This is a genomic window from Rossellomorea aquimaris, from assembly GCF_000935355.1.
Lineage (GTDB): Bacteria > Bacillota > Bacilli > Bacillales > Bacillaceae_B > Rossellomorea > Rossellomorea aquimaris_B.
The window spans coordinates 1,404,860-1,430,170 of the sequence record NZ_JXZC01000001.1 but is presented as its reverse complement, the minus strand read 5'-3'; the positions used below and the strand labels follow the sequence as shown (position 1 = coordinate 1,430,170).

Genomic DNA, 25,311 nt, shown 5'->3' with positions numbered 1-25,311 from the left:
TCAAATCCGGTTGCCGCCTCCAAATGTAATGCCGGTGTGGCGGAATAGGCAGACGCGCACGACTCAAAATCGTGTTCCTCTGGAGTGCCGGTTCGACCCCGGCCACCGGTACCACATCGCGGGTGTAGTTTAGTGGTAAAACCTCAGCCTTCCAAGCTGATGATGAGGGTTCGATTCCCTTCACCCGCTCCAACTTACATACGACAGGCTTTCTCATATGAGGAAGTCTTTTTTATTGTCTAATTATGAAATTCATCTGTTTAGCATGACTTTCATCGTTATTGACGTTTATCTAATCGACTTCGCTCCATTTACTTTCGATCAAGACAAATATATTTTCAAAACTGGACCATTTATTTTCAATTCCACGATTTTATTTTCAAATTTTCCACTTTTATTTTCAATTCCAGGATTTTATTTTCAAAAACCCATTGCACGCTGGGGTCACCTAACTAAACCAAAGAAGTCCAACCATTTCATTTACCCATACCACACACGACCAAAACCCATCTAGTCAAAATTTTACACCTTCTTTGTCAATTGAGTTCCCCTTTTTAAGTAAGCGCTACCATTATAATATAAGAAAGCGATTACATAATTAAGGGTGGTGAGACGGGTGGAACCAAAGATTCAGACTGGACCGGTAAGTAGAGACGTACAAATGAAAGCAGTGACGAAGAAGAAGTTCAAGTATAAGAGCTTGCTGACGTATGCTGCCTTTGTTGGACCGGCACTTATATTTTTCTTAGTGATTCAGATTCTTCCATTTTTGATGGGTGTGTATTATTCGTTTACCTCATGGAATGGTGTCAGCTCAGTTGTAGAGTGGGTTGGATTTGATAACTACAAAAAGATCTTCACAGATGATAAGACATTCTTTAATTCCTTTATGTTCACGACGAAGTTTATGTTTGCGGCCGTGATTATTAGTAACTTGATAGGTTTCGGGTTTGCGCTGCTGCTGAATGCAGCATTGAAGACGAGAAACATTTTGCGGACAGTGTTTTTTATTCCGAACGTGATCGGTGGATTGCTACTCGGGTTCATCTGGCAGTTCATTTTTGTTAAAGGGTTTGCCTCACTTGGGAATATGACGGGGATTGGATTCTTTAAGATGCCTTGGCTGGGTGATGAGACGACGGCATTCTGGGGGATTGTCATCGTGTTTGCATGGCAGATTTCGGGATACATGATGGTCATTTACGTAGCAGCTTTACAGGGGGTGGACAACTCACTGCTTGAAGCAGCGAGGATAGATGGGGCATCAAACTGGACGTTGTTGACGAAAATTATCATTCCATTGATTTTACCGGCGTTCACGATTTGTTTCTTCTTGACGATTTCAATGGCCTTTAAGATATTCGATTTGAACATCTCGTTAACAGGTGGGGGACCATTCAATTCTACACAATCTGTGGCGATCAATATTTATCAAGAGGCGTTCCAGAACAACCGCTATGGCCTCGGGACAGCCAAATCGATCCTGTTCTTTGTGGTAGTGGCAGTGTTTACTACGGTTCAGGTGATGGTGACGAAGAAGAAGGAGGTTCAGGCATAATGGGCAATCGCTATACGAAAAGAACGTTTGTATTAGAGATCATCGGTATTGTCATAGGGCTCATTTTCCTTATTCCTTTCTACTTCGTACTGATCAACTCGGTGAAGCCATTTGCAGCGATTTTGATCGATGCGGCTGCGTGGCCAAAGGAATTTGTTTTCTCTAACTATGCAAAAGTGTGGGAGATCATCAACTTCCCACGTGCATTCTGGAACTCCTTGGTCATCACCGTTTTCAGTAATATTGGATTAGTGATCATCAGCTCGATGGCGGCGTGGAAAATGGTTCGTACGCCAGGGAAGTTCAGCAAAATCTTATTTGTCATCTTTGTATCAGCCATGGTCATTCCGTTCCAGACAGTGATGATCCCTCTTATGAAGGTAGGGGGAACGTTAGGGCTTACGAATAGCATTCCAGGTTTGATCCTTATGTACTTCGGATTCGGCGTACCACTTTCCCTTTTCTTGTATCATGGATTTGTGAAAACCGTTCCGATTGAGATTGAAGAATCCGCGATGATTGACGGGTGCAGTCAGTTTGGTGTGTTCTGGAGAATTGTCTTCCCATTACTTAAGCCGATAACAGTGACTGTGATCATTCTGAACACTTTATGGATATGGAATGACTATCTGCTTCCGCTTCTTGTTTTACAGGATGCAGAGCTGCGCACGATTCCACTCGCAGCAAGCTCGTTCTTCGCTCAGTATACGAAGCAATGGGATATGGGTCTGGCAGCATTGGTGCTTGGCATTACTCCCATTATCATTTTCTTCTTGTTTTTACAGAAGCATATCATCAAAGGTATTGCTTCAGGGTCAATTAAGTAGATATAAAGTTTCTGTCAAGATGGTCTATCATTGATACAGAAATTTATATAAAATATTTTATATCAGGGAGGTCAATCCATTTATGAAACGTATACTTTTACTTTGTATGTCTTTGGTTTTAGTATTTGGAATTATTGCCGGCTGTTCTTCTAAAGACACTACAAGCAAATCAGGCGGAGAGTCTGGATCAGGTGACGATGTAGTAACCCTTAATTTCTTCCAGTTCAAGGTTGAAATTGCTGATCAGCTTCAAGAAATGATCAAGGAGTTCGAAGCTGAGCATCCAAACATTAAGATTAAGCTTGAAACAGTAGGTGGAGGTGCCGATTACGGTGCCGCTTTAAAAGCGAAATTTGCTTCTGGTGAAGAGCCGGACATTTTCAACAACGGTGGTTTTAAAGAGTTAGAGCTTTGGAAAGAGAAATTAGCGGATCTTTCCGGTGAGCCATGGGTTGAGCATGTTCTTCCAATCGGTAAAGTTCCGATGACGGATGAAGACGGTAAGCTTTATGGTATGCCGGTCAACCTTGAAGGCTATGGATTTGTATACAATAAAGATTTATTTGAAGAAGCGGGTATCACTGAGCCGCCAGCAACGATTGATGAGTTAAAAGACGCTGCGAAGAAGCTTGAAGCGAAGAAGATCACACCATTCTCAGCCGGTTACGGCGAGTGGTGGGTAATTGGTCAACATTTACTTAACATTCCGTTTGCTCAGCAGGAAGATCCGGATGCGTTCATCGCTGGACTTTATGATGGTTCTGAGAAAATCGTAGGAAATGAAAAGTTCAAGCAATTCAAAGAAGTGTTAGATGCTGAACTTAAGTATGCAAATGATAACCCATTAACGACGGATTATAATACACAAGTAACGCTTTTCGCTTCTGGTGAAACTGCGATGCTTCAACAAGGGAACTGGACGGAGAACATGATCACTGAGATCAATCCTGAGATCAACATGGGCTTCCTGCCAATTTCTATCAGCAATGATGATAGTGCTGATCGCCTTCCTGTAGGTGTACCGAATAACTGGGTATTAAACAAGAACTCAGAGCATCTTGAAGAAGCAAAAACTTTCTTGGAGTGGATGGTTTCATCTGAAACCGGTAAGCGTTATATCACGGAAGAGTTTGCGTTCATCCCGGCATTCGATAACATCGAGCCGAATGGTCTTGGTGACTTAGGTCAGTCCATCCTTGACTACTCTAAAGAAGAGAAGACGATTCCTTGGACTTGGTTCAAATGGCCGGATGGAGCGAATAAGGAATTCGCTGCAACGATCCAGGAATATGCTGCGGGCAAAATTGATTACGATACTGTACTTGAGCGATTCCAGCAAACATGGGATAACTTGAAGTAAGTGAAATAATAGAAAGCATGTCTACCCGGCATGCTTTCTATTTTATAAGTTTAATAGGAATATTTCGAAAAAATACTTCCAAGAGCGGGGAAAAACACTTTATACTAGTGTATAAGTGAGACCTGGGAGGTCCGTCCCTCATGTTAAAGACCAGCATTCGGAATAAGTTGATTGTGTTGTTGATGATTACGACGATTGTGCCGTTCGGCAGTTCGATTATTATTACATATTTGTATACGAAGGATTCCATAGAGGAGCAGGTGGTGGAGGAGAGCAGCAATCTTCTTTATCAGGGAAAGGTGAATCTGGAGAGCTATATTAATGAGCTCAACGGGTTAACGCTATCACTTTATAATAATCCTGATTTTATTAATTTCATGAGATCACCCGGCCAAGAGAATAATTACTTGACGATCGGCATTGTAAAGAATGTTGTGCAAACGATTCTCTACACGGGTGATACCATTAACGGGGTACGAATTTCCTTCGCAGATGGTGAACGCGTCATTTCGGCAACAAAGCGCTCTACTGTCGTATTTTCCAGTAAGGTAAGGGATTCTCAATGGGAATCCTTCAGAAATGCAGAACGCAGCCCTTATAACATGTATATTGAACCCACACATAGTCAGGAAGAAAAGAATATTAACCGTTCGAAGGATATTGTCACGATTCACCGGGCATTCCGAAACGTTCCCGGTGATGAGGTGCTTGCGTATATTTCACTGGAGGTCTCTCCTGACAAAATCATAGATTTGAGTAGAAACCTGTATAACGCTAAGTCAGAGGAATTTTATCTTCTTTCTTCGGAAGGGGAAATGATTTATAGCTCGGACCGGGATGTGTCGGACGATGGCAACAACCAGAAGTGGATTAAGAGGATAATGGAATCAAAGGATGTATCAGGCACCCTCGAGTGGAAGGAGGACTCCTTCAACGGGGTTATGATGTACGACCAGCTACCAGCTTCGGCCGGCGGTTGGCTGTTAGTGAAGCGGGTTCCTTACGTAAATCTTTATGAAAGCGCATTTAGTGTCGCAAAGATTAATATCCTGTTTGGAGTTCTTGGGCTATCCCTTGTGGTGCTTGCGACACTATTTGTTTCTTTTAAAATTACTTCACCCATACGGATTCTGCTTCAAAATATCCAACAGGTTGAAAAAGGGAATATGAAGGTGCAGCCTGAATCGTTCGGTTCCGATGAAATCGGGATCCTTGGCTTCAGGTTTCAGCAGATGATCGAGCGGATCAATCATTTGATCAATCGTGAGTACAAGCTCGAACTTGAGAACAAGACGAATCAATTAAAGGTCCTCCAGTCTCAAATCAATCCGCATTTTCTCTATAATGCCCTGCAATCCATTGGAACGATTGCTTTAAAGAACAAGGTTCCGCAAATCTACTCCCTGATCACCCACCTTTCCAAAATTATGAGGTACGGGATGAATATGGAGGAGGATGTTGTTCCATTAAGCAAGGAAATCAATTACACGAACGCCTACCTTCTTTTACAAAAAGAACGTTTTGGTGAAAATCTGGATTACAGTGTAGAGGTAGAAGATGAGGTGATGGAGATCCCAGTACCGAAGATGATCCTTCAGCCTCTCATTGAAAACTACTTCAAGCACGGATTCGATATCCGGGACGGGGTAGGGCGTATACGGCTATCTTGCTTTCAGGATGAGGAAGAGTTGGTGATGGTTGTCCGTGATAATGGTGTTGGAGTAACGGAAAGCAGACTTCTTGATATAAGGGACCATTTTAAAGCAGATGCATGGAATAAAACAGGGGATGAGACCAATATTGGGCTGAAGAATGTTTACGTTCGCTTAAAGCTCTACTATGATCACCATGCCACTTTACAGCTTGAAAATCATGATGAGGGAGGCTTTATGGTCACCATGAGACTGCCAATAAGAATGGAGGGTGAAGCAAATGAAAGCAATCATCATTGACGACGAAAAGCATGTGCGTGAGGGGTTACTTTTATTAGCGGAATGGGACAAGCATGGGATCCACACCATTCTGGAGGCAGAAGATGGGGACGAAGCCATCGAATTGATCACAGAGCACCGGCCGGAAATCATTTTCACTGATATGAGGATGCCGAAGCGGGATGGCATCAATCTTTTGAAATGGCTTCATGCCTCTGACCTTAAAAGCAAAACCATCGTTGTAAGCGGGTATGATGATTTCGAGTATATGAGAAACGCGATCTTTTATAAAAGCTTTGATTATATTCTGAAGCCGATTGAACCGGATGTGTTAAATGAAACGCTGGATAAAGCGGTAAAAGAGTGGAATGACCAGGCTCGATCAAGAAAATCCCAAGTCGAGGAAAATCGAGTGATGAATGAGGTAAAGCCCCTATATTGGGATCGGTTATTCTCAAGTCTCTGTGCGAAGGAGAGTATTACCACAGAAATGGTAGAAAAGGTTGAACAGGAGTTTGGGATTGCCATTACAAAGTTGCAAAAGACCGTTGCCCTCATCCCCATCAAACCGATCGTGGAGAAGCTCTTTCAAGGAGACCGGGACCTTGCCTTCTTTACCCTTAGCAATATTTGCAATGAATTGCTGCGAAAGCAAAATGATGGGGTTTGCTTCCGTAATGGGAACAAAGAGGAAGAGCTTGTGATTCTCTTCTGGAACGATAAAAATGTGACGTATCTGTTAGAAGAAATCTATTCATTGATCTATCAATATAGTAAACTCTTTACGATCATTGCACTTGGACAGAAGTCTAAGAAAGTAAACGAAGCGTATGAATCTGCTTTACAGGTTTATCTTAAGCATTCCCTGCTTGATCAAAAGAAAATCGTCACCCATAAAGATGTCAATAGACAGCCCCTTCTGCATTTGCTGGATCACTCCAATGAATTGAAATGGGCAATCCGTTCAGGGAGCCGGGAGCAGGTTCAATCCCAGTTGGACAGGGTATTTTCACAGCTGGAAACAGGTCATGCACTCTCACTGGAGCAGCTCCAGGTATGGGAAAATCAATTTGAGTTATTACGGAATAATTGGTTGAAAGAGTATGAGATTCAGCATCAAGCACAATTTTATAGAGGCCTGGATTATTGGAATGAAGACGGCTCGTTTTCGTTCAGGAAATTTAAAGAGGAAAAAGCGAAAGAATTCAGTGAATTAATTCAAACCCTCTCAAAGGCAAAGTATCAGCGGGAAAAGAACAATATGCAGCATATTGAAGAATATCTTCAGCAGCATTATCAAGAGGAAATCAATCTTCAAGACATTGCCGATCGCTTTTACCTAAGCAGGGAATATATCTCACGTAAGTTCAAACAGGATTATGGATCTACCATCACGGATTACGTTACGAATATCCGGATGGAAAAAGCAAAGAAACTGCTTGAAAATCCTTATTTAAAAATCTATGAAGTCGCCTATGGTGTAGGGTATGGGAATGAGAAATATTTCAGCAAAGTATTTAAGAAGCACGTCGGTATGACACCGAATGAATACCGGCACTTACAATCAAACACATAACTTGGAGGTTTTACAATGTTGAACGTTACAGTATGGAATGAAAATCGTCATGAACAGAAGAATCCGAAAGTGAGAGAGGTGTACCCTGAAGGAATTCATGGCGCCATTGCCTCCTTCCTGGGAGAAGCATCATTCAATGTGAAAACGGCTACATTAGACGAAAATGAGCATGGATTGACGGAAGATGTGTTGGATGGTACAGACGTATTGGTGTGGTGGGGACATATCGCCCATGATGAAGTGTCTGATGAAGTGGTTGAAAGAGTGAAGCAGCGTGTCCTTGACGGAATGGGCTTAATCGTCCTTCATTCAGGCCATTTCTCTAAAATCTTCAAAACATTGATGGGCACTTCATGTGATTTAAAATGGCGGGAAGCTGATGAGAAAGAACGCATCTGGATTGTCGATCCAAGCCATCCGATTACAGCCGGTTTAGGGGAATACTTCGAACTGGAAAAGGAAGAAATGTATGGGGAGCATTTTGACATCCCGGCCCCTGATCAGCTTGTGATGGTGAGCTGGTTCGAAGGTGGGGAAGTATTCAGGAGCGGGTGTACGTATCAGCGTGGTAACGGGAAAGTATTCTATTTCCGTCCGGGGCATGAAACGTATCCGACCTATTACAATGAAGACGTTCAGAAGGTCATCGTCAATGCAGTGAAATGGGCATCACCTGTAGATCATGCGAGACCGGTATACGGAAACGCACAGCCGTTAGAAGAAATCAAAGGATCTAACTAAAGAACAAGAGGAGGAAAAAATCATGAGTAAATTAAAAATCGGGGTTATCGGGTGTGGAAGCATCGCCCAGCATCGTCATCTGCCGGAATATGCAAACAATGAAAACGTTGAAGTGGTAGCAGTGTGTGACATCGTGGAAGAACGGGCATGGAAAATAGCCGATGCCGTCGGAGCGAAAGCGTATACCAATCATAAAGAACTACTGGCAAACGCTGAAGTGGAAGCTGTGAGTGTGTGTACACCGAACTACCTGCATGCTCCGATTTCCATCGATGCACTTAACGCGGGTAAGCATGTATTATGTGAGAAGCCTATGGCCACTTCAAGTGAAGAAGCTCAAGGCATGATCGATGCCGCTGTTAAAAACGGTAAAAAACTGATGATCGCTCATAACCAGCGATTTGTCCCTTCTCATCAAAAAGCGAAGCAGCTGATTGAAAGTGGTGAAGTAGGTAAAATCTACAGCTTCCGTTCTGCATTTGGTCACGGTGGACCTGAAGGCTGGAGTGCTGACGGGAAAGACAGCTGGTTCTTTAAAAAAGATGAAGCGTTCATCGGTGCCATGGGTGACCTTGGTGTACACAAAACCGATCTCCTTCGGTACATCTTAGGGGAAGAATTTGCAGAAGTCGGTGCCTTTGTTGAAACAAGTGCAAAGGAAAATGCAAATGTGGATGATACGGCTGTCTGTGTATTGAAAACCGAAAGCGGTACAATCGGTACCCTTGCAGCAAGCTGGTCTTATGTTTCGAAAGAAGACAACTCTACGATCATTTATGGAGAGAAGGCCATCCTACGTTTAGAGGATGATCCGGTCAACTCTCTCATCGTTCAATACTCAAGCGGAGAAGTGGTGAAGTATGAGCTTGGCGGTATTCAGACAAATGACGAGGGCGGTCAGACGAATTCCCGTGTGATCGATCAATTTGTCGACAGCATCCTTCATGATGCAGAGCCTCCTGTTCCAGGGGAAGAAGGAAAGAAATCGTTAGAAGTGGTATTATCTGCCTTGGAATCAAGTGAAACAAAACGGATTGTAAAATTGTAATAGAGGTGAATGCAGCAATGACTAAACTTCGGATGGGAGTGATCGGCGTAGGGGGCATTGCCCAAACGCGCCACATCCCTACTTTTATAAAACTTTCAGATTCTGTATCCATTGAAGCGATCAGTGATATCAATCCTGTCACTGCTCAAACCGTGGCAGAAACCTTTAGCATTCCGAACGTGTTCAGTGACTATCGGGACATGTTCGGGCATGTGGATGCTGTGACGATCTGTACTCCGAATAAATTTCATGCGGAAATCACGATTGCAGCGCTCAAAGCCGGGCTCCATGTGTTTTGTGAGAAACCGATGGCCATGACTCCTGAAGAATGTGAAATGATGATCGAAGCTGCGGAACAGTCAGGGAAGGTTCTGGCTATCGCCTATCATTATCGTTTCATGAAGGATTCACGTGCGGCAAAGCGTGTCATCCTGGAAGATGAAATCGGTGAACCAATGGTCGCACGGGCAAGGGCGATACGTCGCCGCAAAGTTCCTGGCTGGGGAGTATTTACCAATAAGGAGCTTCAAGGTGGTGGCAGCCTGATCGACTACGGGTGTCACTTTCTGGATCTATCCATATGGCTCCTTGGGAACCCTGCACCTGTCGAAGTAACAGGGACGGCCTATAACAAGCTTAGTAGAATGCCAGATCAAGTGAATCTGTGGGGAGACTTTGATAAAGAGAAATTTGAAGTCGACGACCATGTCACGGCTTATATCAAGTTCGATAACGGTGCTTCCATGCTCTTTGAAACGTCTTGGTCTGCAAACGTCAAGAGCGATGAAGAAAGCATGAGCATTTCAGGCGAAACGGGGGGAATCGATCTATTCCCGTTCCAAATGAACCAAATGAAACATGGCATGCTTTTGAATAGTGAAGCGGATTGGGTTCCCGGTGAAGATGATCCGAGTCTTCCACAAGCCCGGAACTTTATCAACAGCTGTCTCGGTTTAGAGGAGCTGGTTGTGAAGCCCCAGGAAGCCATGCAAGTGTCTCAAATCATTGATGCCATTTACAAAAGCAGTGAAACCGGACAAAGCATCCGATTGAAATAGGAGGAAGCACAAATGAAACTAGGTGTATTTACTGTATTATTTTCACAGAAGAATCTTGATGAAATGCTGGATTATGTAAAAGAAGCCGGACTTCACGCAGTTGAAATCGGCACGGGAGGATATCCTGGAAATGCTCACTGTGACCTGGACGCTCTTTTAGAAAGTGAAGAAAAGAGAAACGAATACTTAGAAAAAGTAACATCGAGAGGACTTCAAATCAGTGCCTTCAGCTGTCACGGAAATCCGATCTCGCCAGATGCAGCTTTTGCGGAAGAATCCCATGTGGCACTTCAGAAAACGATCAAGCTTGCCGGACTGATGAACGTACCTGTCGTGAATTGTTTCTCAGGAACGGCAGGCGACCATGAAGGAGCAAAGCACCCAAACTGGCCTGTATCCCCTTGGCCGAATGAATATGGGGATATCCTTAAATGGCAATGGGAAGAAAAGTTGATTCCATATTGGAAAGAGATGGGTCAGCTTGCAGAGGATCATAATGTTAAGATCGGTCTTGAACTGCACGGAGGTTTCCTTGTCCATACTCCATATACGTTGTTGAAGCTTCGTGAAGAAACATGTGACGCGATCGGTGCGAATCTGGATCCCAGTCACCTTTGGTGGCAAGGAATCGATCCGGTTGCCGCGATTAAAATCCTGGGAAAAGAAAATGCGATTCACCATTTCCATGCGAAAGATACGTATATCGACCAGGATAACGTCAACATGTACGGTCTGACGGATATGCAGCCCTACGGCAGCATCCAGACAAGAGCTTGGTCATTCCGCTCAGTGGGCTGTGGGCACAGCTTGCAGGAATGGTCCGACATGATGAGTGCGCTGCGCACATTCGGATACGATTATGTCGTAAGCATTGAGCACGAGGATCCGATCATGTCGATTGAAGAAGGCTTTGGACGTGCGGTGAAGAATTTGAAATCTATCTTGATTGAAGAGCAGCCGTCGGATATGTGGTGGGTGTAGATTGGTAAGAAGGGAGTCCATTGGGCTCTCTTTTTTTTGTGGGGTACTGGCGCGATAGTGATAGTCGCTCATATGCAGTGTTTAATTTGCAGTTAATGTAAATCGGCTGGATTATTTGTAAAATCGACCGGATTTTCACAAGAAATGGCCGGATTAATTGTGATTTCGGCTGGATTATCGGGAAAAACGGCTGGATCATCGTGGCTTTCCGCCGGATTGACTCGCGGCCATGGTCGAAATCGGGCTGGAAATGCCACTTTGTCTATGGAATATGCTTTAGAACTTTAAGATCGGCTGAGATTTCTGAAGATCAGCAATGGATTATCGTACAATCTCCATAAAAAAACAAGACCCCAACCAGGGACCTTGCACAAATTTCTATCCGCACACCACTTCAAACGATCCTTCTCCACCATGGATCCTGATGAACATATCCATCAACGATTTCGTCAGTTTCCCGCTTTCTTCTATAGAAAGGAAAGGCTTCAGAAAGATGATCTGAACGGCATTTTTGGTTCCCTCACCGACGGGGGCCCGGTCTGAGTCGACGAATGGACTTCCGAAAGGTCCGTCCCCGTCACATGCGACAATCAGGTTTTCAAGGGAATTTTCCCGCCCGTTGAGCCCTATGTAGGTTTGTCCTGTTTCCCCCACTTTTAACTCGATGCCATCCCCCTTGAGACCTGAACAGTCGTAGATGCCGATGGGCACTTCGTATTGAAGGGAGAAGAAGTTGTTGAGATCGATGGCTGAATTTATGGTGCTCAGGTAGTTCTGTTTTTTAACCCGGCGAAAGAGGGCTTCGGCTGAATGACGGTAGCGATTCGGATCTTTTCCTGTTTTCTTGAAGATATCCCTCCACGCCGCGATCCCTTCCAGTTCTGTCACATTTTTATCATGAAGATCAAAGAAGATGGATTCCTGGAATAGCTGAAGTCTGCCTTTCAGCATTTGAGGAGAAGCTCCGACTTCGATATGATGGTATTGAATGAAGCCCACTTTAAAATCAGGGATTTTGGACGTTATGGATGAATCGATCGTGATTTCCACTTATTTTCCCTCCACATTTGTTTTAAAATAGTTTATCATAATACACATTGCTATTTCACGTAAGCTTATTTATAAGCGCTTATAAAATATATCATCAGAATCAGAAAGGAGGAAAGGGCAATGGATATGGATCGATTAAAGCAGGATATTATTGCGTACAGCAAGGAAATCGGCATTGATAAGATTGGCTTTACAACGGCGGATACGTTTTCCGAAATGAAAAACAGACTCCTGCGCCAGGAAATGCTCGGATATCAATCCGGGTTCGAGGAAAAGGACATAGAAAAGCGGGTTGATCCTTCTTTGATATTCGATAAACCGAAATCGATCATCGCCATTGCTCTCGCCTATCCTTCCAAGATGAAGGACGCTCCACAAAGCAAACGGGGAGAGAGACGGGGGATATTCTGCCGGGCATCATGGGGGACGGATTATCACCATGTGCTCCGGGATCGTCTTTCAAAACTGGAAGAATATATCGTATCAAGAGTTCCTCAGGCACGTTTCAAATCGATGGTAGATACGGGTGAACTCGTTGACCGTGCCGTGGCAGAGCGTGCCGGGATTGGTTGGAGCGGAAAAAACTGTTCGATTATCACACCTGAGTTCGGATCCTATGTATACCTCGGAGAAATGGTGACGAACCTTCCGTTTGCCCCTGATACACCGATGGAAGACCAATGCGGCACATGCAATAAATGCGTGGATGTCTGTCCAACGGGCGCCCTCATCGAAGGCGGTCAGCTGGATGCTCAGAAATGCATTGCCTTTTTGACGCAAACAAAGGGCTTTCTTGCGGATGAGTATCGGGTAAAGCTTGGGAACCGCCTTTATGGATGTGACACCTGCCAAACGGTATGTCCTGAAAATAAAGGAATGGACTTTCACTTCCATGAAGAGATGGAGCCTGATCCAGAGATTGCGAAGCCGCTATTAAAACCGCTGTTAACGATCAGTAATCGTGAGTTTAAAGAAAAGTACGGTCATGTATCCGGTTCATGGAGAGGAAAGAAGCCGATTCAGCGAAACGCGATCATCGCACTCGCCCATTATAAGGATACAACCGCCATTAAAGATCTCGTTGATGTGATGAAAAAAGATGTGCGGCCTGTCATCCGGGGTACCTCTGCCTGGGCCCTGGGCAAAATAGGCGGGGGAGAAGCACAAGAGGCACTACTGAAACAACAGTCAGTGGAAACAGATGACGATGTACTAAACGAAATTCAAAAGGGTCTAAACCTTATAATCAAATAGTCCAAAAGGATAAGCTCAATTCACCTGAGTTTATCCTTTTTTGTTTTGAACAGTCCTCTCCCCGCATAACCATTAGGGAGGAGGGAAGACAATGATCAGAAAGCTGTTAATGGAAAATGTCCAACATGTGATTGATGAATACACATCACGCAGTCAGTCAGACTATCACAGTGACAAAGTGAAAAGAAAGAAGGAATCTTGTCTTCAGCGGAATGCGGAGATTGTGAAGGTGGATGCAGCAGGGAAAATCCGAGGCATGACACCACAGCGTAATGAAACACAAACCATTTTATACGATGTTCACTATAAATATCTTATTAAGCAGGGTGATCTTCTTTATTTGGAAGAAGAAGTAGAGAAGAGGTGTGCAACTTTTTATAAGGATAAAATCTATGAAGACAGAGAGATTCCGATTCACTATGAAGAAATGGAACATGAAGATAGCTTCTCCCTCTACGAGAATGAGGAAAGAGTGAACTACCATTATGATCGTCTGAGTGCGGTGCGGTATGCTGAACGATGGTGGAACAGCTATAATCCTGCGTATAAGAAGTTTGAGAATGATTGTACGAATTATATTTCTCAATGCCTCCATGCCGGGGATGCCCCCATGCGTGGATATCCGGCCAAGGGAAAGGGCTGGTGGATGAGAAATCAGAACTGGAGCTATAGCTGGACGGTGGCGAATTCCATGAGATGGTATATCCCGAACTCGACGGTGGGGTTAAGGGGTAGACAGGTGAATGATGCTAAAGAGTTAAAGCTCGGAGATGTCATTTGCTATGACTTCGAAGGGGATGGGCGCTTTGACCATACAACGATCGTAACGGGTAAAGATGCTGCAGGGGAGCCTCTGGTGAATGCCCATACGTTCAATAGCAGAATGCGATATTGGAAGTATGAGGACTCGACTGCCTATACACCAAATATCAAATATAGATTTTTTACAATAGTAGATGACCGCTAAGTCTTGTTCTGTGGGGAGGAAATGGTATAATGTCACTTAGAGTTTTATGAATGAGGTGACAGTAACATGGGAGTACATGTTGTATTATATCAACCAGAGATCCCTGCCAACACAGGGAATATTGCGAGAACGTGTGCAGCAACGGATACCACTCTGCACTTGATCCGTCCGCTCGGATTCTCTACAGATGATAAAATGTTAAAGCGGGCCGGCCTTGATTATTGGCAGTTTGTAAACATTGTATACTATGATTCGCTTGAGGAGTTTTTCGAGAAAAACGATGGCGGTGAATTCTTCTACTTAACAAAATATGGAAAGATCCCTCACACTGACTTTGATTACAGTGTGGAAGAGAAGGATTACTTCTTTATTTTTGGAAGGGAAACATCCGGATTGCCGGATGACATCATCCAAAATAACTTAGATCGAGCCCTGCGGATTCCAATGAACGAAAACGTCCGTTCATTGAACCTCTCCAATACAGCGGCAATTTTGATTTATGAAGCATTAAGGCAAAGAAATTATCCGGGTCTTTTATAAAAAACGAGGAATGAGGATCATATGATTTTCATTCCTTTTTTTATTTGGATTATACTAAGGGAAAGAATGTGAAGGAGAGAGTACATAATGAACGAAACCATTGAAACGATTCTTAAGCATCGGTCCATTCGTCATTTCAAGAATGAGCCTTTAACAGAGGAGCAAATCCGGACAATTGTCTCGAGTGCCCAGGCTGCGAGTACGTCGAGTTATATTCAAGCATATACCATCATCGGTGTAAAGGATCCTGCTAAAAAGAAGAAGCTTTCAGAGCTTGCCGGTCCACAATCATATGTAGAAGAAAATGGTCATTTCTTTGTATTCTGTGCCGATTTGTACCGCCACGAAAAAATAGGAGAATGGGAAAATGCAGATGTCATTCCAACACTTGAAAGCACGGAGAAATTCATGGTGGCTTTGATTGACGCTTCCCTAGCGGCTCAAAATGCGTCCATTGCCGCTGAATCCATGGGATTGGGCATTTGCTATATTGGTGGGATCCGGAATGATCTGGAATCAGTGAGTGAACTGCTGGAGCTTCCTGATCGCGTCATTCCTTTATTCGGGCTGGCTGTCGGTTTCCCTGAAGGAAGTTCTGATATGAAGCCGAGGTTGCCGATGGAAGCCATTTACCATGAGGATTCATACCAACGTGAGGAAGGGGTCATGAAAGAGGGACTCGACCGTTATGACGAAACCATCTCTTCCTATTATCATGCACGAACGGCGGGTAAACGATCAGATCGATGGACAGAGCAAATGGCCAAGATGCTGTCAGGAAAGAAACGCATGTATATGAAGGAATTTGTGGAGAAGAAAGGGTTTAATAAAAGGTAGAAACCGTGTTCAGATAAATAATCATAGAAAAAGCCCGAAAGGCTCAAATCCTTTTCGGGCTTATTTCAATCCATCTCCGGAAACTCGACTTTAAAATGTTCTGTGACTAACCGTATGAACTCCCTTGTTGTCTTAGGCAGATAGAAGTCTTTTTTCCATACGATCCCGTAGCTTGCGTTGTTCATGTTCTCGATTTCCAACAGTTGAACATCTTTATGCTTAAATACTTGCAGAGCACTATGGGGAACGATGGAGGAAGCGAATCCCTGTTCTACAAGATTGGCAAGGAGGACGGTATCCGAACATTCTGCCTTTATATAAGGCGTCAACCCTATTGATATAAATGACTGGACGATCATTTCGTACAAGCCCAAACTTTGTGTACTGGGAAGGATCAATGGCTTTTGAACAATATCTTCTAATGTAATCCTGTCATGACTTGAAGTCGGAACATTTGTGATGTAGAAAAATGGCTCATCTTGAAGGATCACCTTCGCTATATTGTCTGCTGAAAAAGGCAGTCGGATCAGAGCAGCATCAATCTCGCGTAATTCTAAAAGATGAATGAGCTGTGAGGATTCGTTTTGATGAATGTTATAGGTGATGTTCGGGAAGTTCTTTTCATACTTTGTTAAAATATGTGGCAAATCACTATCAGATAATGTATTTACACCAATCCTCAGCTTGCCTTTTTCTCCTGAACCAACTTCTTTTACTTCTGCTTCTGCAGCCTCCATTAGCTTGAGCATTTGATAAGCATGCTGGTATAGGGCTTTACCAGCCTCAGTAATCACCAGTTTTCTTCCCCTCCGGTAAAACAAGCTCACACCGAGATCCCTTTCCATCGTGCGAAGCTGCTGACTCAGGGGGGGCTGAGACATATGCAGTCGTTTTGCTGCAGCAAGTATAGTTTTCTCTTCCACAATCGTCATGAAGTAGCGCAGTTGTTTAAGGTCCAGAATGGAAATCACCTCTCTTATATAAAAAATATATAATAATACAATTTAATAGATATTATTCATATAAATCAAGCCGTGATACCCTAAAAGTTGTTAGGGGGAGTGAAAATGAAGAAAATGCTCATTGCTATCTTTATCAGTTCTCTAGCTGGATGTTCGTTAAATGCACAAGAGGAGGAAAAAGAAGTGATTTTCACCTATATAAAAGAAGGATATATTGAAGAGGTAGAAACGTTAATTGATGAAGGAGCCGATATTAATCAACAGGATGCCCTTGGTAGAACGCCTGTGATGCTGGCGACGTATCAAAATAATCCGGATATGGTCCGATTGCTTATTGATAAGGGAGCTGATATTCATTTAAAGGATGAATTAAAAAACAATCCCTTCCTGTATGCTGGTGCAGAAGGAATGAATGACATCCTTCTTCTCACGATCGAAGCGGGAGCAAATCCTGCTTTACTGAACCGATATGGCGGAACCGCTCTCATTCCAGCTGCGGAAAAAGGCCACGGTGAGACCGTCAAACTTTTACTGGATAAAACAAACGTCGATATCAATCATGTAAATGATCTTGGCTGGACGGCCTTGATGGAGGCCATCGTATTGAGTGATGGTGGAGAGGTGCATCAAGAGATCATTGCCACATTAATCGAGCATGGTGCAGATGTAACGATTCCTGATCGGGAAGGGAAATCACCAATTGAGCATGCCAGGGAAAGAGGTTATGTTGAAATGGAGAAGATGCTCTTAAAAGCAGGAGCCGTTAAAGGATCATGAAATACAAAGGGCAGAGCGTAGGAATCGCTCTACAAAGCATTCAATGGCTCATGTTTTTAATCGGAACGTCGATTGCTCTTCCGGTTGTAATCGGTAGCGTGTTTGGATTAAGTGAGACCGAGATATCAGGGTTAATGCAAAGAACACTTTTCCTGGTTGCTCTCGGCTCGATACTCCAGAAAGTGATTGGACACTCCCTTCCGATCATTGAAGGACCGGCTGGATCCTGGGTAAGTGTGTTTGTTATTTTGGCAGCCTTTTCCGAGCGAAATGGTCTGTCGGTTGAAGAATCACTATCACTTGGTATGGGCTCACTTGCTTTAGCAGGTTGTATACTGATCCTCATGGGAGCAGTGAAAAATAAATCATTTTACCAAAGAGTATTTCCACCATTGGTTTCAGGTGTATTTTTGTTTCTTCTAGCGATTCAGCTTAGTGGTATCTTTTTTAATGGGATGATCGTGCAGGAAGAAGGAAACGTTGACTGGAAACTGACGATGCTTTCCATATTCGTTTTTGTCTTTATTGTGATTCTGTCAATTAAAGCAAAAGGATGGGGGAGGCAGTTTTCACTCTTGATCGGCATTATTGTCGGCTGGGGTGTGTTTGCCATGTTCGGTGGGGCTGCCAACCCTTTTGGACAGAGAAGTCTTAATAGTGCAGCTGTGCCTGAATTATTTTCATGGGGGACGCCTGCAATCAATGGTAGTATCATCATTGCGACCATTCTTTTTTCTTTTACCTTGATTCTAAACAATATTGCAGCTATTGATTCGATGTATGATGTTTACGACGGGGAAAAAATCAATAAACAAGACAGTATAAGAAGAGGGTTTGTTGTCGGAGGGATCAATCATTGGTTATCGTCCATTTTCTCTGCTCTTGCCATTGTGCCCTTACCGGTTACATCCGGTTTCGTACAAACGACGAAACAAAGAAGCGGGTTGCCATTTCTTATAGCAGCAGGCAGTTTATTACTCATATCCTTTATACCACAAGTGGTGCATGTAGTATCTACTTTGCCCGTAGCCATCGCAAGTGCAGCGTTACTTTCAACAATTGTGAATATGTTTATCATTTCGGTAAAAAAGATAACTTCGATTGAGTTGAAACAAAGGGAATTATCGATCATTGGTGTTTCGCTTTTGGCTGGCACGAGTCTCTTCTTTCAATCCCAGGATCTTTTCAAAGACCTTCCGAATTCGCTTCAAATTGTAATGAGTAATGGGTTGATCGTGGGGACGGTTGTAGTGATAGCTCTTAATTTAATATGGCGCAATAACTAAAAAAACTGGCCAAGGCCAGTTTTTTTGGTTATGAATTAGTTAGAGCCGGGTTTATCATTGTATCCAGCAGTGAAAATCGCTACTAAAAACGCTAAAGATACACCTAAAATCATTACAGTACCCATGTTTGGTAACCTCCCAGTTTCACTTATTCCACAGTCTGTCTTTAGTATAGCCTATTTTTTATTTGATGTGAATGAAATCAGTCATTTTTTTACTGAAACGATGGCAGCTTGATGAATTGAAAATGGAAACCTTTTTATTCCACAGGCAGGCCCTATTGTTTGCCATGAATATCGGACCTTTGTCTGTAATAAATATATCTTGTTAACATGTTCAGTTGACCAAGCGCATACAGTATATTAATCGTCTCTCATTAAGCGACAGGGGGAGGTCCTTATGGATATTTTAAAAAAAATCGAACATTACCGAGAAGAAGAAGAGAAACTGAAATGGGAAGGGACGTTTGCTCAGTATTTAGACCTGCTGAAAGAGAAGCCTTGGGTTGGGCAATCCGCTCATTCAAGAGTCTTTAATATGATTAAGGATGCCGGGGTTGAGGAGGTCGAGGGGAAACGAAAGTATAAGTTCTTCAGCAATCAATTATTTGGCTTAGAAGAGGCGCTGGAAAGACTCGTTGAAGAATACTTTCATCCTGCTGCGAAGCGATTAGATGTCAGAAAGAGAATCTTGTTATTGATGGGGCCAGTCAGTGGAGGGAAATCAACCCTTGTTTCCATGCTTAAACGCGGGTTGGAGCAGTATTCCCGGACTGAAAGAGGAGGCGTCTTTTCAATCAAAGGCTGTCCGATGCATGAAGATCCATTGCATTTGATTCCTCAACATTTACGTGAAGATTTTTACAACGAATATGGCATTCGAATTGAAGGGAATCTCTCTCCGTTAAATACAATGCGTTTGGAGAAAGAATATCATGGCCGCATAGAAGACGTCCAGGTTGAAAGAGTCTTTTTCTCTGAAGATAAACGTGTCGGAATCGGTACGTTCAGTCCATCTGATCCAAAGTCACAGGATATCGCCGATTTAACGGGAAGTATCGACTTCTCCACTATTGCTGAATTTGGTTCTGAATCAGATCCACGGGCTTACCGATTTGATGGTGAATTAAATAAAGCAAACCGGGGATTGATGGAATTCCAGGAAATGCTGAAGTGTGATGAAAAATTCTTATGGCATTTATTATCCCTTACTCAGGAAGGGAACTTCAAGGCAGGGCGGTTTGCACTGATTTCGGCTGATGAGCTGATTGTGGCCCATACGAATGAAACGGAGTATCGATCCTTCATTTCCAATAAGAAGAATGAAGCCTTACACTCCCGTATCATCGTCATGCCTGTCCCATATAACCTGAAGGTCACCCAGGAAGAGAAAATATATGAGAAAATGATTAACGAAAGTGATGTGTCAAACGTCCATGTCGCTCCTCATACGTTAAGGGTCGCGGCGATGTTCACGATTCTGACTCGTCTGAAAGAACCAAAACGCGGTGACATTGATCTGATCAAGAAAATGCGCTTGTATGACGGTGAAAATGTCGAAGGTTTTAACTCTGCTGATGTGGATGAAATGAAGAAGGAGTACCAGGATGAAGGGATGAGTGGAATCGATCCGCGTTATGTCATTAACCGTATCTCATCTACGATCATCCGAAAAGAGATACCGACCATTAACGCGTTAGACGTTCTCCGTGCCCTGAAAGAAGGACTGGATCAGCACCCATCCATTACGAATGAACTTCGTGATAAGTATTTGAACTTTATCTCTCTTGCCCGTAAAGAATACGATGATATTGCCAAGAAAGAAGTTCAGAAAGCATTCGTGTATTCATATGAGGAGTCCGCGAAGACGCTTATGGATAACTATCTTGATAACGTTGAAGCATACTGCAATAAGGCAAAGCTTCATGATCCGTTAACCGGTGAAGAAATCAATCCGGATGAAAAGCTGATGCGTTCGATCGAGGAACAAATCGGTATTTCGGAAAATGCGAAGAAAGCATTCCGTGAAGAAATTCTTATCCGTATTTCTGCTTATGCCCGTAAAGGGAAGCGATTCGACTACAATTCACATGATCGTCTGCGAGAAGCCATTCAGAAGAAGCTATTTGCTGACTTGAAGGATGTAGTGAAAATCACGACTTCATCCAAAACGCCAGACGAACAGCAGCTGAAGAAAGTAAACGAAGTCGTTGCCCGTCTCATCGATGAACACGGCTACAACTCAACTTCCGCAAATGAACTTCTGCGCTACGTAGGAAGCTTGTTGAATCGATAATAGAAGTGAAATCGGGAGGTGCCAGTCACCTCCCGATTTCACATTGTAGTTTAAATCTCTCACCTAACGGGAAAAGTAGTAGCCAAGAGGTGAGAAAAATGAGTAAAAACAAACATGAACTGGATAAAAACTATGAACCTGAAAATGGTTCCATGGCACATGATATGGAAGAGATGGAGCAGCTGGGGAAGCAAATGGACAAGCTCAGAACGAATGAAGAGCTAAAAGAAGACCAGAAACAACCCGATCCTGTTCAATTTAAAGACAAAGACAAGGAATAGTTGACAGAAAACTCTGAATATAATAGTCTATAGATAGAGAGCTGGGCCCATTATCTTAAATGAAAGTGGGTGGAGAGGATGTCTTCTAAACCTCATCGTCGAGAAGAAGCAGAACCTCTTAACGGAAGCATGGCCTCCAATATGGAGGAAGTCATTAAGTTAGGGAAGCAAATGGATAAATTACGTTCCAGTGGCGAATTAAAGATACACAATCGAGTATCAGACCCGGCTCAATATGAAGAAGAAGCTTAATCAGGTGTTTCTGCCTGGTTATTTTTTTTGCCTGAGCGCGCCTTTTAGTCATTTCTATAGAACGATCAATGACTTCCACACAACCTGTCAGAAAAATAGGCTTGTCCAATCAAAAAAGAACGTTTAATTGTCGAAATTATTTGTAAATTTATCAATACTTCTGCATAGGATAGAGTAATCCCCGTTTCACTTCATGGGATAAAAGCAGTTTAGACAGTCAACATAGTGTATGCAGGAGAATGAAGAAATGTGAAAAAACTTTAAGGAGGGGAATTATTTGAGTCAAATGGATAATCATCAGTTTGTCATTTCCAAGGAAGATTGGGCCCTCCACCGCAAAGGTCACGATGATCAACAAAGACATCAAGAGAAGGTACAGGATGCGATTCGAAATAACTTACCTGATTTGATTACGGAAGAAAACATTGTCATGTCCAATGGTCGAGACGTCGTCAAGATCCCGATTCGTTCTTTAGATGAATATAAAATTCGTTACAACTATGATAAGAATAAACATGTCGGGCAGGGAGACGGTGAGAGTCAGGTAGGTGACGTCATTGCAAGAGACGGCTCACCACAGCAGCAGGGTCCTGGAAAAGGTCAAGGGGCCGGAGATAAAGCCGGTGAAGATTACTATGAAGCAGAAGTGTCGATGCTGGAGATTGAAGAAGCCTTATTTAGCCAATTGGAACTTCCGAACCTAAAGAAGAAGGAGCAAGATGTTCAAACCGTCGAGCACATTGAATTCAACGATATCCGCAAAACAGGCCTAATGGGGAATATAGATAAAAAGAAAACGATGATGTCTGCCTTTAAGAGGAATGCCATGAAAGGAGCACCAAGCTTTCATCCGATCTATACAGAAGACTTGAAATTCAGAACATGGAATGAAGTGTTGAAACCTGAATCCAAAGCGGTCGTATTGGCCATGATGGATACGAGTGGAAGTATGGGAGTATGGGAGAAATATATGGCACGAAGCTTTTTCTTCTGGATGACCCGCTTCTTACGCACTAAATATGAAACCGTTGAAATTGAATTCATCGCACATCATACCGAAGCCAAAGTGGTGTCAGAAGAGCATTTCTTCTCCAAAGGGGAAAGCGGAGGAACCATCTGTTCATCAGCTTATCGTAAAGCGTTGGAACTCATCGATGGAAAGTACACACCGAGCCGCTACAACATCTATCCGTTCCACTTCTCTGATGGAGATAATCTAACGTCTGATAACGTGAGATGTGTCAAGCTTGTAGAAGAATTAATGAAAGTATCCAGCATGTTTGGATACGGGGAAGTAAATCAGTATAACCGTCATTCCACTCTCATGTCAGCCTACAAGAACATTAAAAACGACGATTTCCGCTACTATATTCTCAAACAAAAAGCCGATGTGTTCCACGCAATGAAAAGTTTCTTCCACAAGGAACAGGACAAAGCATTCGCATGAGAAAACCAGCCGATGAGGCTGGTTTTTCATTGTCATCTACTTATCTGCTTACATATTAAAAAATTAGGCTATTCTGTATGCAAAATGCTAGAATAGAGAAAGGTACTTTTAAAAACATTCTATAAGTGGTGAGGTTTATCATGATAACTGAAGGTCAAGAAACTCAACAATTAAAGCAGGAAATTAAAGAATTGAAAGAACAGCTTGCTCAATCAGAGCAGCTAATCATGGAGATCTCTGCCCCCATCATCCCATCCATCATCCCGGAAACGATCTTGATCCCGATTACGGGCAGACTGAGCCCAGAGCGGTTTGAAAAAATCATTTCAAAAATATTGGATGTATCGTATGGAGAGGATATTAACACAATCATTGTAGACTTCTCAGCCATATCAGAAAAAGAAATCGGCGAAATTGACATCTTCGGTACTTACATCCACAATATAGAAAAATCTGTCAGCTTAATGGGGATCGAAACCCTCTTTGTCGGATTTACCCCGTCTCTGACTCGAGTGATGATCAATTCAGGTGTAAGGGAGCTTCACAGTATCAAAAGCTTCTTGACATTCCGTACAGCTTTGCAGTACTTAATGAGGGAAAAGAACCTTACATTTCAAAAGATAAATGAGTAAAAGAACCAGCCTAAACGGTTGGTTCTTTTTTATAATTGGAAAAAGCCTTCATGATTGATGTGTGATAGGGAAAGCTATCCTTAATTGACACATAAAGGATTTGAGTTGCGTTGGTAGATATTAAAGACTTAGGTATCGTAGGATTAAGGATCTTTACAATTCTTCCATTTATGATTTTTGTCACATTATATATGGGAAAGCGATCGATTGGGGAATTGCCGGTATTTGATTTTTTAGTGGTACTCGTATTCGGTTCTGTCGTAGGAGCTGATATAGCGGATCCTGACATTAATCATATCCATACGATCGTGGCAATGATTCTGATTGGTATACTACAAAAAATCTTGACCAAAATGAAAATTTCCTCGCGAAAAATGGGAAAACTTCTTTCCTTTGAACCTACTGTTGTCATTGAAAACGGTCAGATTCTAAAAAAAGAATTAAAGAAAACTGGTTATACAATTGATAATATCTTGATGCTCCTTCGGGAAAAAGAAGTTTTTCTACTGGAAGATGTGCAAATAGGAATCATTGAGCCGAACGGAAGTTTATCGATTCATAAGATGCCTTCAAAGCAAACAGTTACAGCTGAAGACGCAGGAATCATGAAGCGATCGAGCCTTGCATACCCCCTTATTGTAGATGGAGTACTGCATACCAGCGTTTTAGATAAATTAAACGTGGAGGAAAAGTGGGTATGGGGGGAAATAGAAAAAGCGGGCTTCACTTCAATCGATGAGGTATTCTATGCCTCCATCAATGCAAGGAAAGAAATCCATATTGTGAAAACACCTGATATTCATACCTATCCTGATTTCTTTAACTGAGCATTCATAAAAGAAAAAATCAGGTTAGAGGAGTATACTAGAAGCAAAAAAGGTGATGCCTGTGCAAAAGCTACTCAAATGGACTGTAGTTGTTCTTCTGGGGATTTTAGTTGTAGGTGGCCTCGGATTTTATGTTTGGTCAGAACAGACATATTCAGCTACAGAAGAGGTAATGAAGACAATCAGAATCAAAGAGGATCCATTGATTCAAGAAAAAAACGACTGGCTTATTTTTGATAGCCGAGAGTCTAACGGCAAAGGGCTCATTATATATCCAGGAGCAAAGGTGGAGGTCGAGGCCTACGGGTATTTAGGTAAGTCACTTTCTGAGAAGGGATATACCGTCGTCATTCCAAGGATGCCCCTTCATATCGCTTTTCTTGGTGTTGACGAGGCTGAAAAGATCATAAACGGTATTGATGAGAAGCTTGATTGGTATGTGTCAGGTCACTCATTAGGTGGCGTTGCAGCTGCTTCATACGCGTATGATCATCAGGATGTGGTAAAAGGGGTCATTTTCCTGGCTTCCTATCCGACAAACTCAGCGGATTTTTCCTCTAGTGATGTTCCTTTCCTCAGCATCTTTGCCGAGAATGATGGGCTTACTACAGGGGATGATATTGAAGAAAGTAAAAAGTTATTGCCACCATCAACGGTTTACCACGAAATTGAAGGGGGAAATCATGCAGGCTTCGGAATGTATGGTCCGCAAAAGGGAGATCTGGAAGCGGATATTCCATCTTGGGAGCAGCAGGATGAAATCATACGGACGATGGATGAATGGATCAGAGAACATTGATTCCATTTTTATCATGAAAGCTGTT

General features: G+C 42.9%; 24 protein-coding genes and 2 tRNA genes. 24 read left to right on the top strand and 2 right to left on the bottom strand.

Annotation, left to right across the window (positions count from 1 at the left end; translation table 11 throughout):
* The first annotated feature begins 30 nt into the window (after window positions 1–30).
* The 11 genes from TV75_RS07150 (at window position 31) to TV75_RS07095 (ending at window position 11,080) form a co-directional block, all read left to right on the top strand.
* Window positions 31–114 (top strand) — tRNA-Leu (locus TV75_RS07150).
* A 4-nt stretch (window positions 115–118) separates the two neighbouring features.
* Window positions 119–192 (top strand) — tRNA-Gly (locus TV75_RS07145).
* Between the two features lie 469 nt (window positions 193–661).
* Window positions 662–1,558 (top strand): carbohydrate ABC transporter permease, encoded by an 897-nt coding sequence (locus tag TV75_RS07135; protein WP_172655666.1) that lies wholly within the window; start codon window positions 662–664, stop codon window positions 1,556–1,558.
* Entirely contained in the window at window positions 1,558–2,385 is an 828-nt protein-coding gene (locus TV75_RS07130; RefSeq protein WP_044337913.1) for a carbohydrate ABC transporter permease, read from the top strand. The genes TV75_RS07135 and TV75_RS07130 overlap by 1 nt, the downstream gene beginning before the upstream one ends.
* An 82-nt stretch (window positions 2,386–2,467) precedes the next feature.
* On the top strand, window positions 2,468–3,745 hold the full coding sequence (locus TV75_RS07125) for an ABC transporter substrate-binding protein (RefSeq protein ID WP_044337912.1): 1,278 nt from the start codon (window positions 2,468–2,470) through the stop codon (window positions 3,743–3,745).
* Window positions 3,746–3,885: 140 nt separating this feature from the next.
* Window positions 3,886–5,697: a sensor histidine kinase gene (locus TV75_RS07120; RefSeq protein WP_044337911.1), complete on the top strand. Its 1,812-nt coding sequence runs from the start codon at window positions 3,886–3,888 to the stop codon at window positions 5,695–5,697.
* The gene (locus tag TV75_RS07115) at window positions 5,678–7,252 is read left to right on the top strand and encodes a response regulator transcription factor (protein ID WP_044337910.1); all 1,575 of its coding nucleotides are present in this window, start codon (window positions 5,678–5,680) and stop codon (window positions 7,250–7,252) included. Before TV75_RS07120 ends, TV75_RS07115 begins: the two co-directional genes overlap by 20 nt.
* A 15-nt stretch (window positions 7,253–7,267) precedes the next feature.
* Window positions 7,268–7,993 carry a ThuA domain-containing protein gene (locus tag TV75_RS07110; RefSeq protein ID WP_044337909.1) on the top strand — a complete coding sequence of 242 codons (726 nt, stop codon included), beginning with the start codon at window positions 7,268–7,270 and terminating at the stop codon, window positions 7,991–7,993.
* 22 nt (window positions 7,994–8,015) lie between these two features.
* Window positions 8,016–9,041, top strand: coding sequence for a Gfo/Idh/MocA family protein (locus tag TV75_RS07105; protein ID WP_044337908.1), 1,026 nt, complete (start codon window positions 8,016–8,018; stop codon window positions 9,039–9,041).
* 17 nt (window positions 9,042–9,058) lie between these two features.
* Window positions 9,059–10,099: a Gfo/Idh/MocA family protein gene (locus TV75_RS07100; protein WP_044337907.1), complete on the top strand. Its 1,041-nt coding sequence runs from the start codon at window positions 9,059–9,061 to the stop codon at window positions 10,097–10,099.
* Window positions 10,100–10,111: 12 nt separating this feature from the next.
* Entirely contained in the window at window positions 10,112–11,080 is a 969-nt protein-coding gene (locus tag TV75_RS07095; RefSeq protein WP_044337906.1) for a sugar phosphate isomerase/epimerase family protein, read from the top strand.
* Between the two features lie 378 nt (window positions 11,081–11,458).
* Here TV75_RS07095 and TV75_RS07090 read toward each other — a convergent pair whose 3' ends face one another.
* Window positions 11,459–12,130 carry a B3/B4 domain-containing protein gene (locus tag TV75_RS07090; protein ID WP_044337905.1) on the bottom strand — a complete coding sequence of 224 codons (672 nt, stop codon included), beginning with the start codon at window positions 12,128–12,130 and terminating at the stop codon, window positions 11,459–11,461.
* A gap of 120 nt (window positions 12,131–12,250) precedes the next feature.
* Between TV75_RS07090 and queG the strand changes: the two genes are divergently transcribed.
* The 4 genes from queG (at window position 12,251) to nfsA (ending at window position 15,728) form a co-directional block, all read left to right on the top strand.
* Complete coding sequence (gene queG, locus TV75_RS07085; RefSeq protein ID WP_044337904.1) at window positions 12,251–13,384, top strand: tRNA epoxyqueuosine(34) reductase QueG; 1,134 nt, start codon at window positions 12,251–12,253, stop codon at window positions 13,382–13,384.
* 94 nt (window positions 13,385–13,478) lie between these two features.
* Window positions 13,479–14,351, top strand: a complete 873-nt coding sequence (locus TV75_RS07080) for an amidase domain-containing protein (protein ID WP_437176702.1) — start codon at window positions 13,479–13,481, stop codon at window positions 14,349–14,351.
* 66 nt (window positions 14,352–14,417) lie between these two features.
* A complete protein-coding gene (gene trmL / locus TV75_RS07075; protein WP_044337902.1) occupies window positions 14,418–14,891 on the top strand; it encodes a tRNA (uridine(34)/cytosine(34)/5-carboxymethylaminomethyluridine(34)-2'-O)-methyltransferase TrmL in 474 nt (157 codons plus the stop codon).
* Window positions 14,892–14,978: 87 nt separating this feature from the next.
* Window positions 14,979–15,728 carry an oxygen-insensitive NADPH nitroreductase gene (gene nfsA / locus TV75_RS07070; protein WP_044337901.1) on the top strand — a complete coding sequence of 250 codons (750 nt, stop codon included), beginning with the start codon at window positions 14,979–14,981 and terminating at the stop codon, window positions 15,726–15,728.
* 65 nt (window positions 15,729–15,793) lie between these two features.
* Here nfsA and TV75_RS07065 read toward each other — a convergent pair whose 3' ends face one another.
* Entirely contained in the window at window positions 15,794–16,699 is a 906-nt protein-coding gene (locus TV75_RS07065; protein ID WP_052504446.1) for a LysR family transcriptional regulator, read from the bottom strand.
* Window positions 16,700–16,795: 96 nt separating this feature from the next.
* On the opposite strand from TV75_RS07065, the gene TV75_RS07060 reads away from it, so the two are divergent.
* The 9 genes from TV75_RS07060 (at window position 16,796) to TV75_RS07025 (ending at window position 25,286) form a co-directional block, all read left to right on the top strand.
* Window positions 16,796–17,467 (top strand): ankyrin repeat domain-containing protein, encoded by a 672-nt coding sequence (locus TV75_RS07060; protein ID WP_044337900.1) that lies wholly within the window; start codon window positions 16,796–16,798, stop codon window positions 17,465–17,467.
* Window positions 17,464–18,753 carry a purine/pyrimidine permease gene (locus TV75_RS07055; RefSeq protein ID WP_052504445.1) on the top strand — a complete coding sequence of 430 codons (1,290 nt, stop codon included), beginning with the start codon at window positions 17,464–17,466 and terminating at the stop codon, window positions 18,751–18,753. The genes TV75_RS07060 and TV75_RS07055 overlap by 4 nt, the downstream gene beginning before the upstream one ends.
* 399 nt (window positions 18,754–19,152) lie before the next feature.
* Window positions 19,153–21,048 (top strand): PrkA family serine protein kinase, encoded by a 1,896-nt coding sequence (locus tag TV75_RS07050; protein ID WP_044337899.1) that lies wholly within the window; start codon window positions 19,153–19,155, stop codon window positions 21,046–21,048.
* A 98-nt stretch (window positions 21,049–21,146) separates the two neighbouring features.
* Window positions 21,147–21,329 carry a hypothetical protein gene (locus TV75_RS07045; RefSeq protein WP_044337898.1) on the top strand — a complete coding sequence of 61 codons (183 nt, stop codon included), beginning with the start codon at window positions 21,147–21,149 and terminating at the stop codon, window positions 21,327–21,329.
* 78 nt (window positions 21,330–21,407) lie between these two features.
* Window positions 21,408–21,581 (top strand): hypothetical protein, encoded by a 174-nt coding sequence (locus TV75_RS21790; protein WP_156142333.1) that lies wholly within the window; start codon window positions 21,408–21,410, stop codon window positions 21,579–21,581.
* A 286-nt stretch (window positions 21,582–21,867) separates the two neighbouring features.
* Window positions 21,868–23,028 (top strand): sporulation protein YhbH, encoded by a 1,161-nt coding sequence (yhbH, locus tag TV75_RS07040; RefSeq protein ID WP_044338062.1) that lies wholly within the window; start codon window positions 21,868–21,870, stop codon window positions 23,026–23,028.
* 140 nt (window positions 23,029–23,168) lie between these two features.
* Window positions 23,169–23,660, top strand: a complete 492-nt coding sequence (locus tag TV75_RS07035) for a hypothetical protein (RefSeq protein WP_044337897.1) — start codon at window positions 23,169–23,171, stop codon at window positions 23,658–23,660.
* 110 nt (window positions 23,661–23,770) lie between these two features.
* A complete protein-coding gene (locus TV75_RS07030; protein ID WP_156142332.1) occupies window positions 23,771–24,487 on the top strand; it encodes a DUF421 domain-containing protein in 717 nt (238 codons plus the stop codon).
* A gap of 61 nt (window positions 24,488–24,548) precedes the next feature.
* Complete coding sequence (locus TV75_RS07025; protein WP_044338060.1) at window positions 24,549–25,286, top strand: alpha/beta hydrolase; 738 nt, start codon at window positions 24,549–24,551, stop codon at window positions 25,284–25,286.
* Window positions 25,287–25,311: the final 25 nt, after the last annotated feature.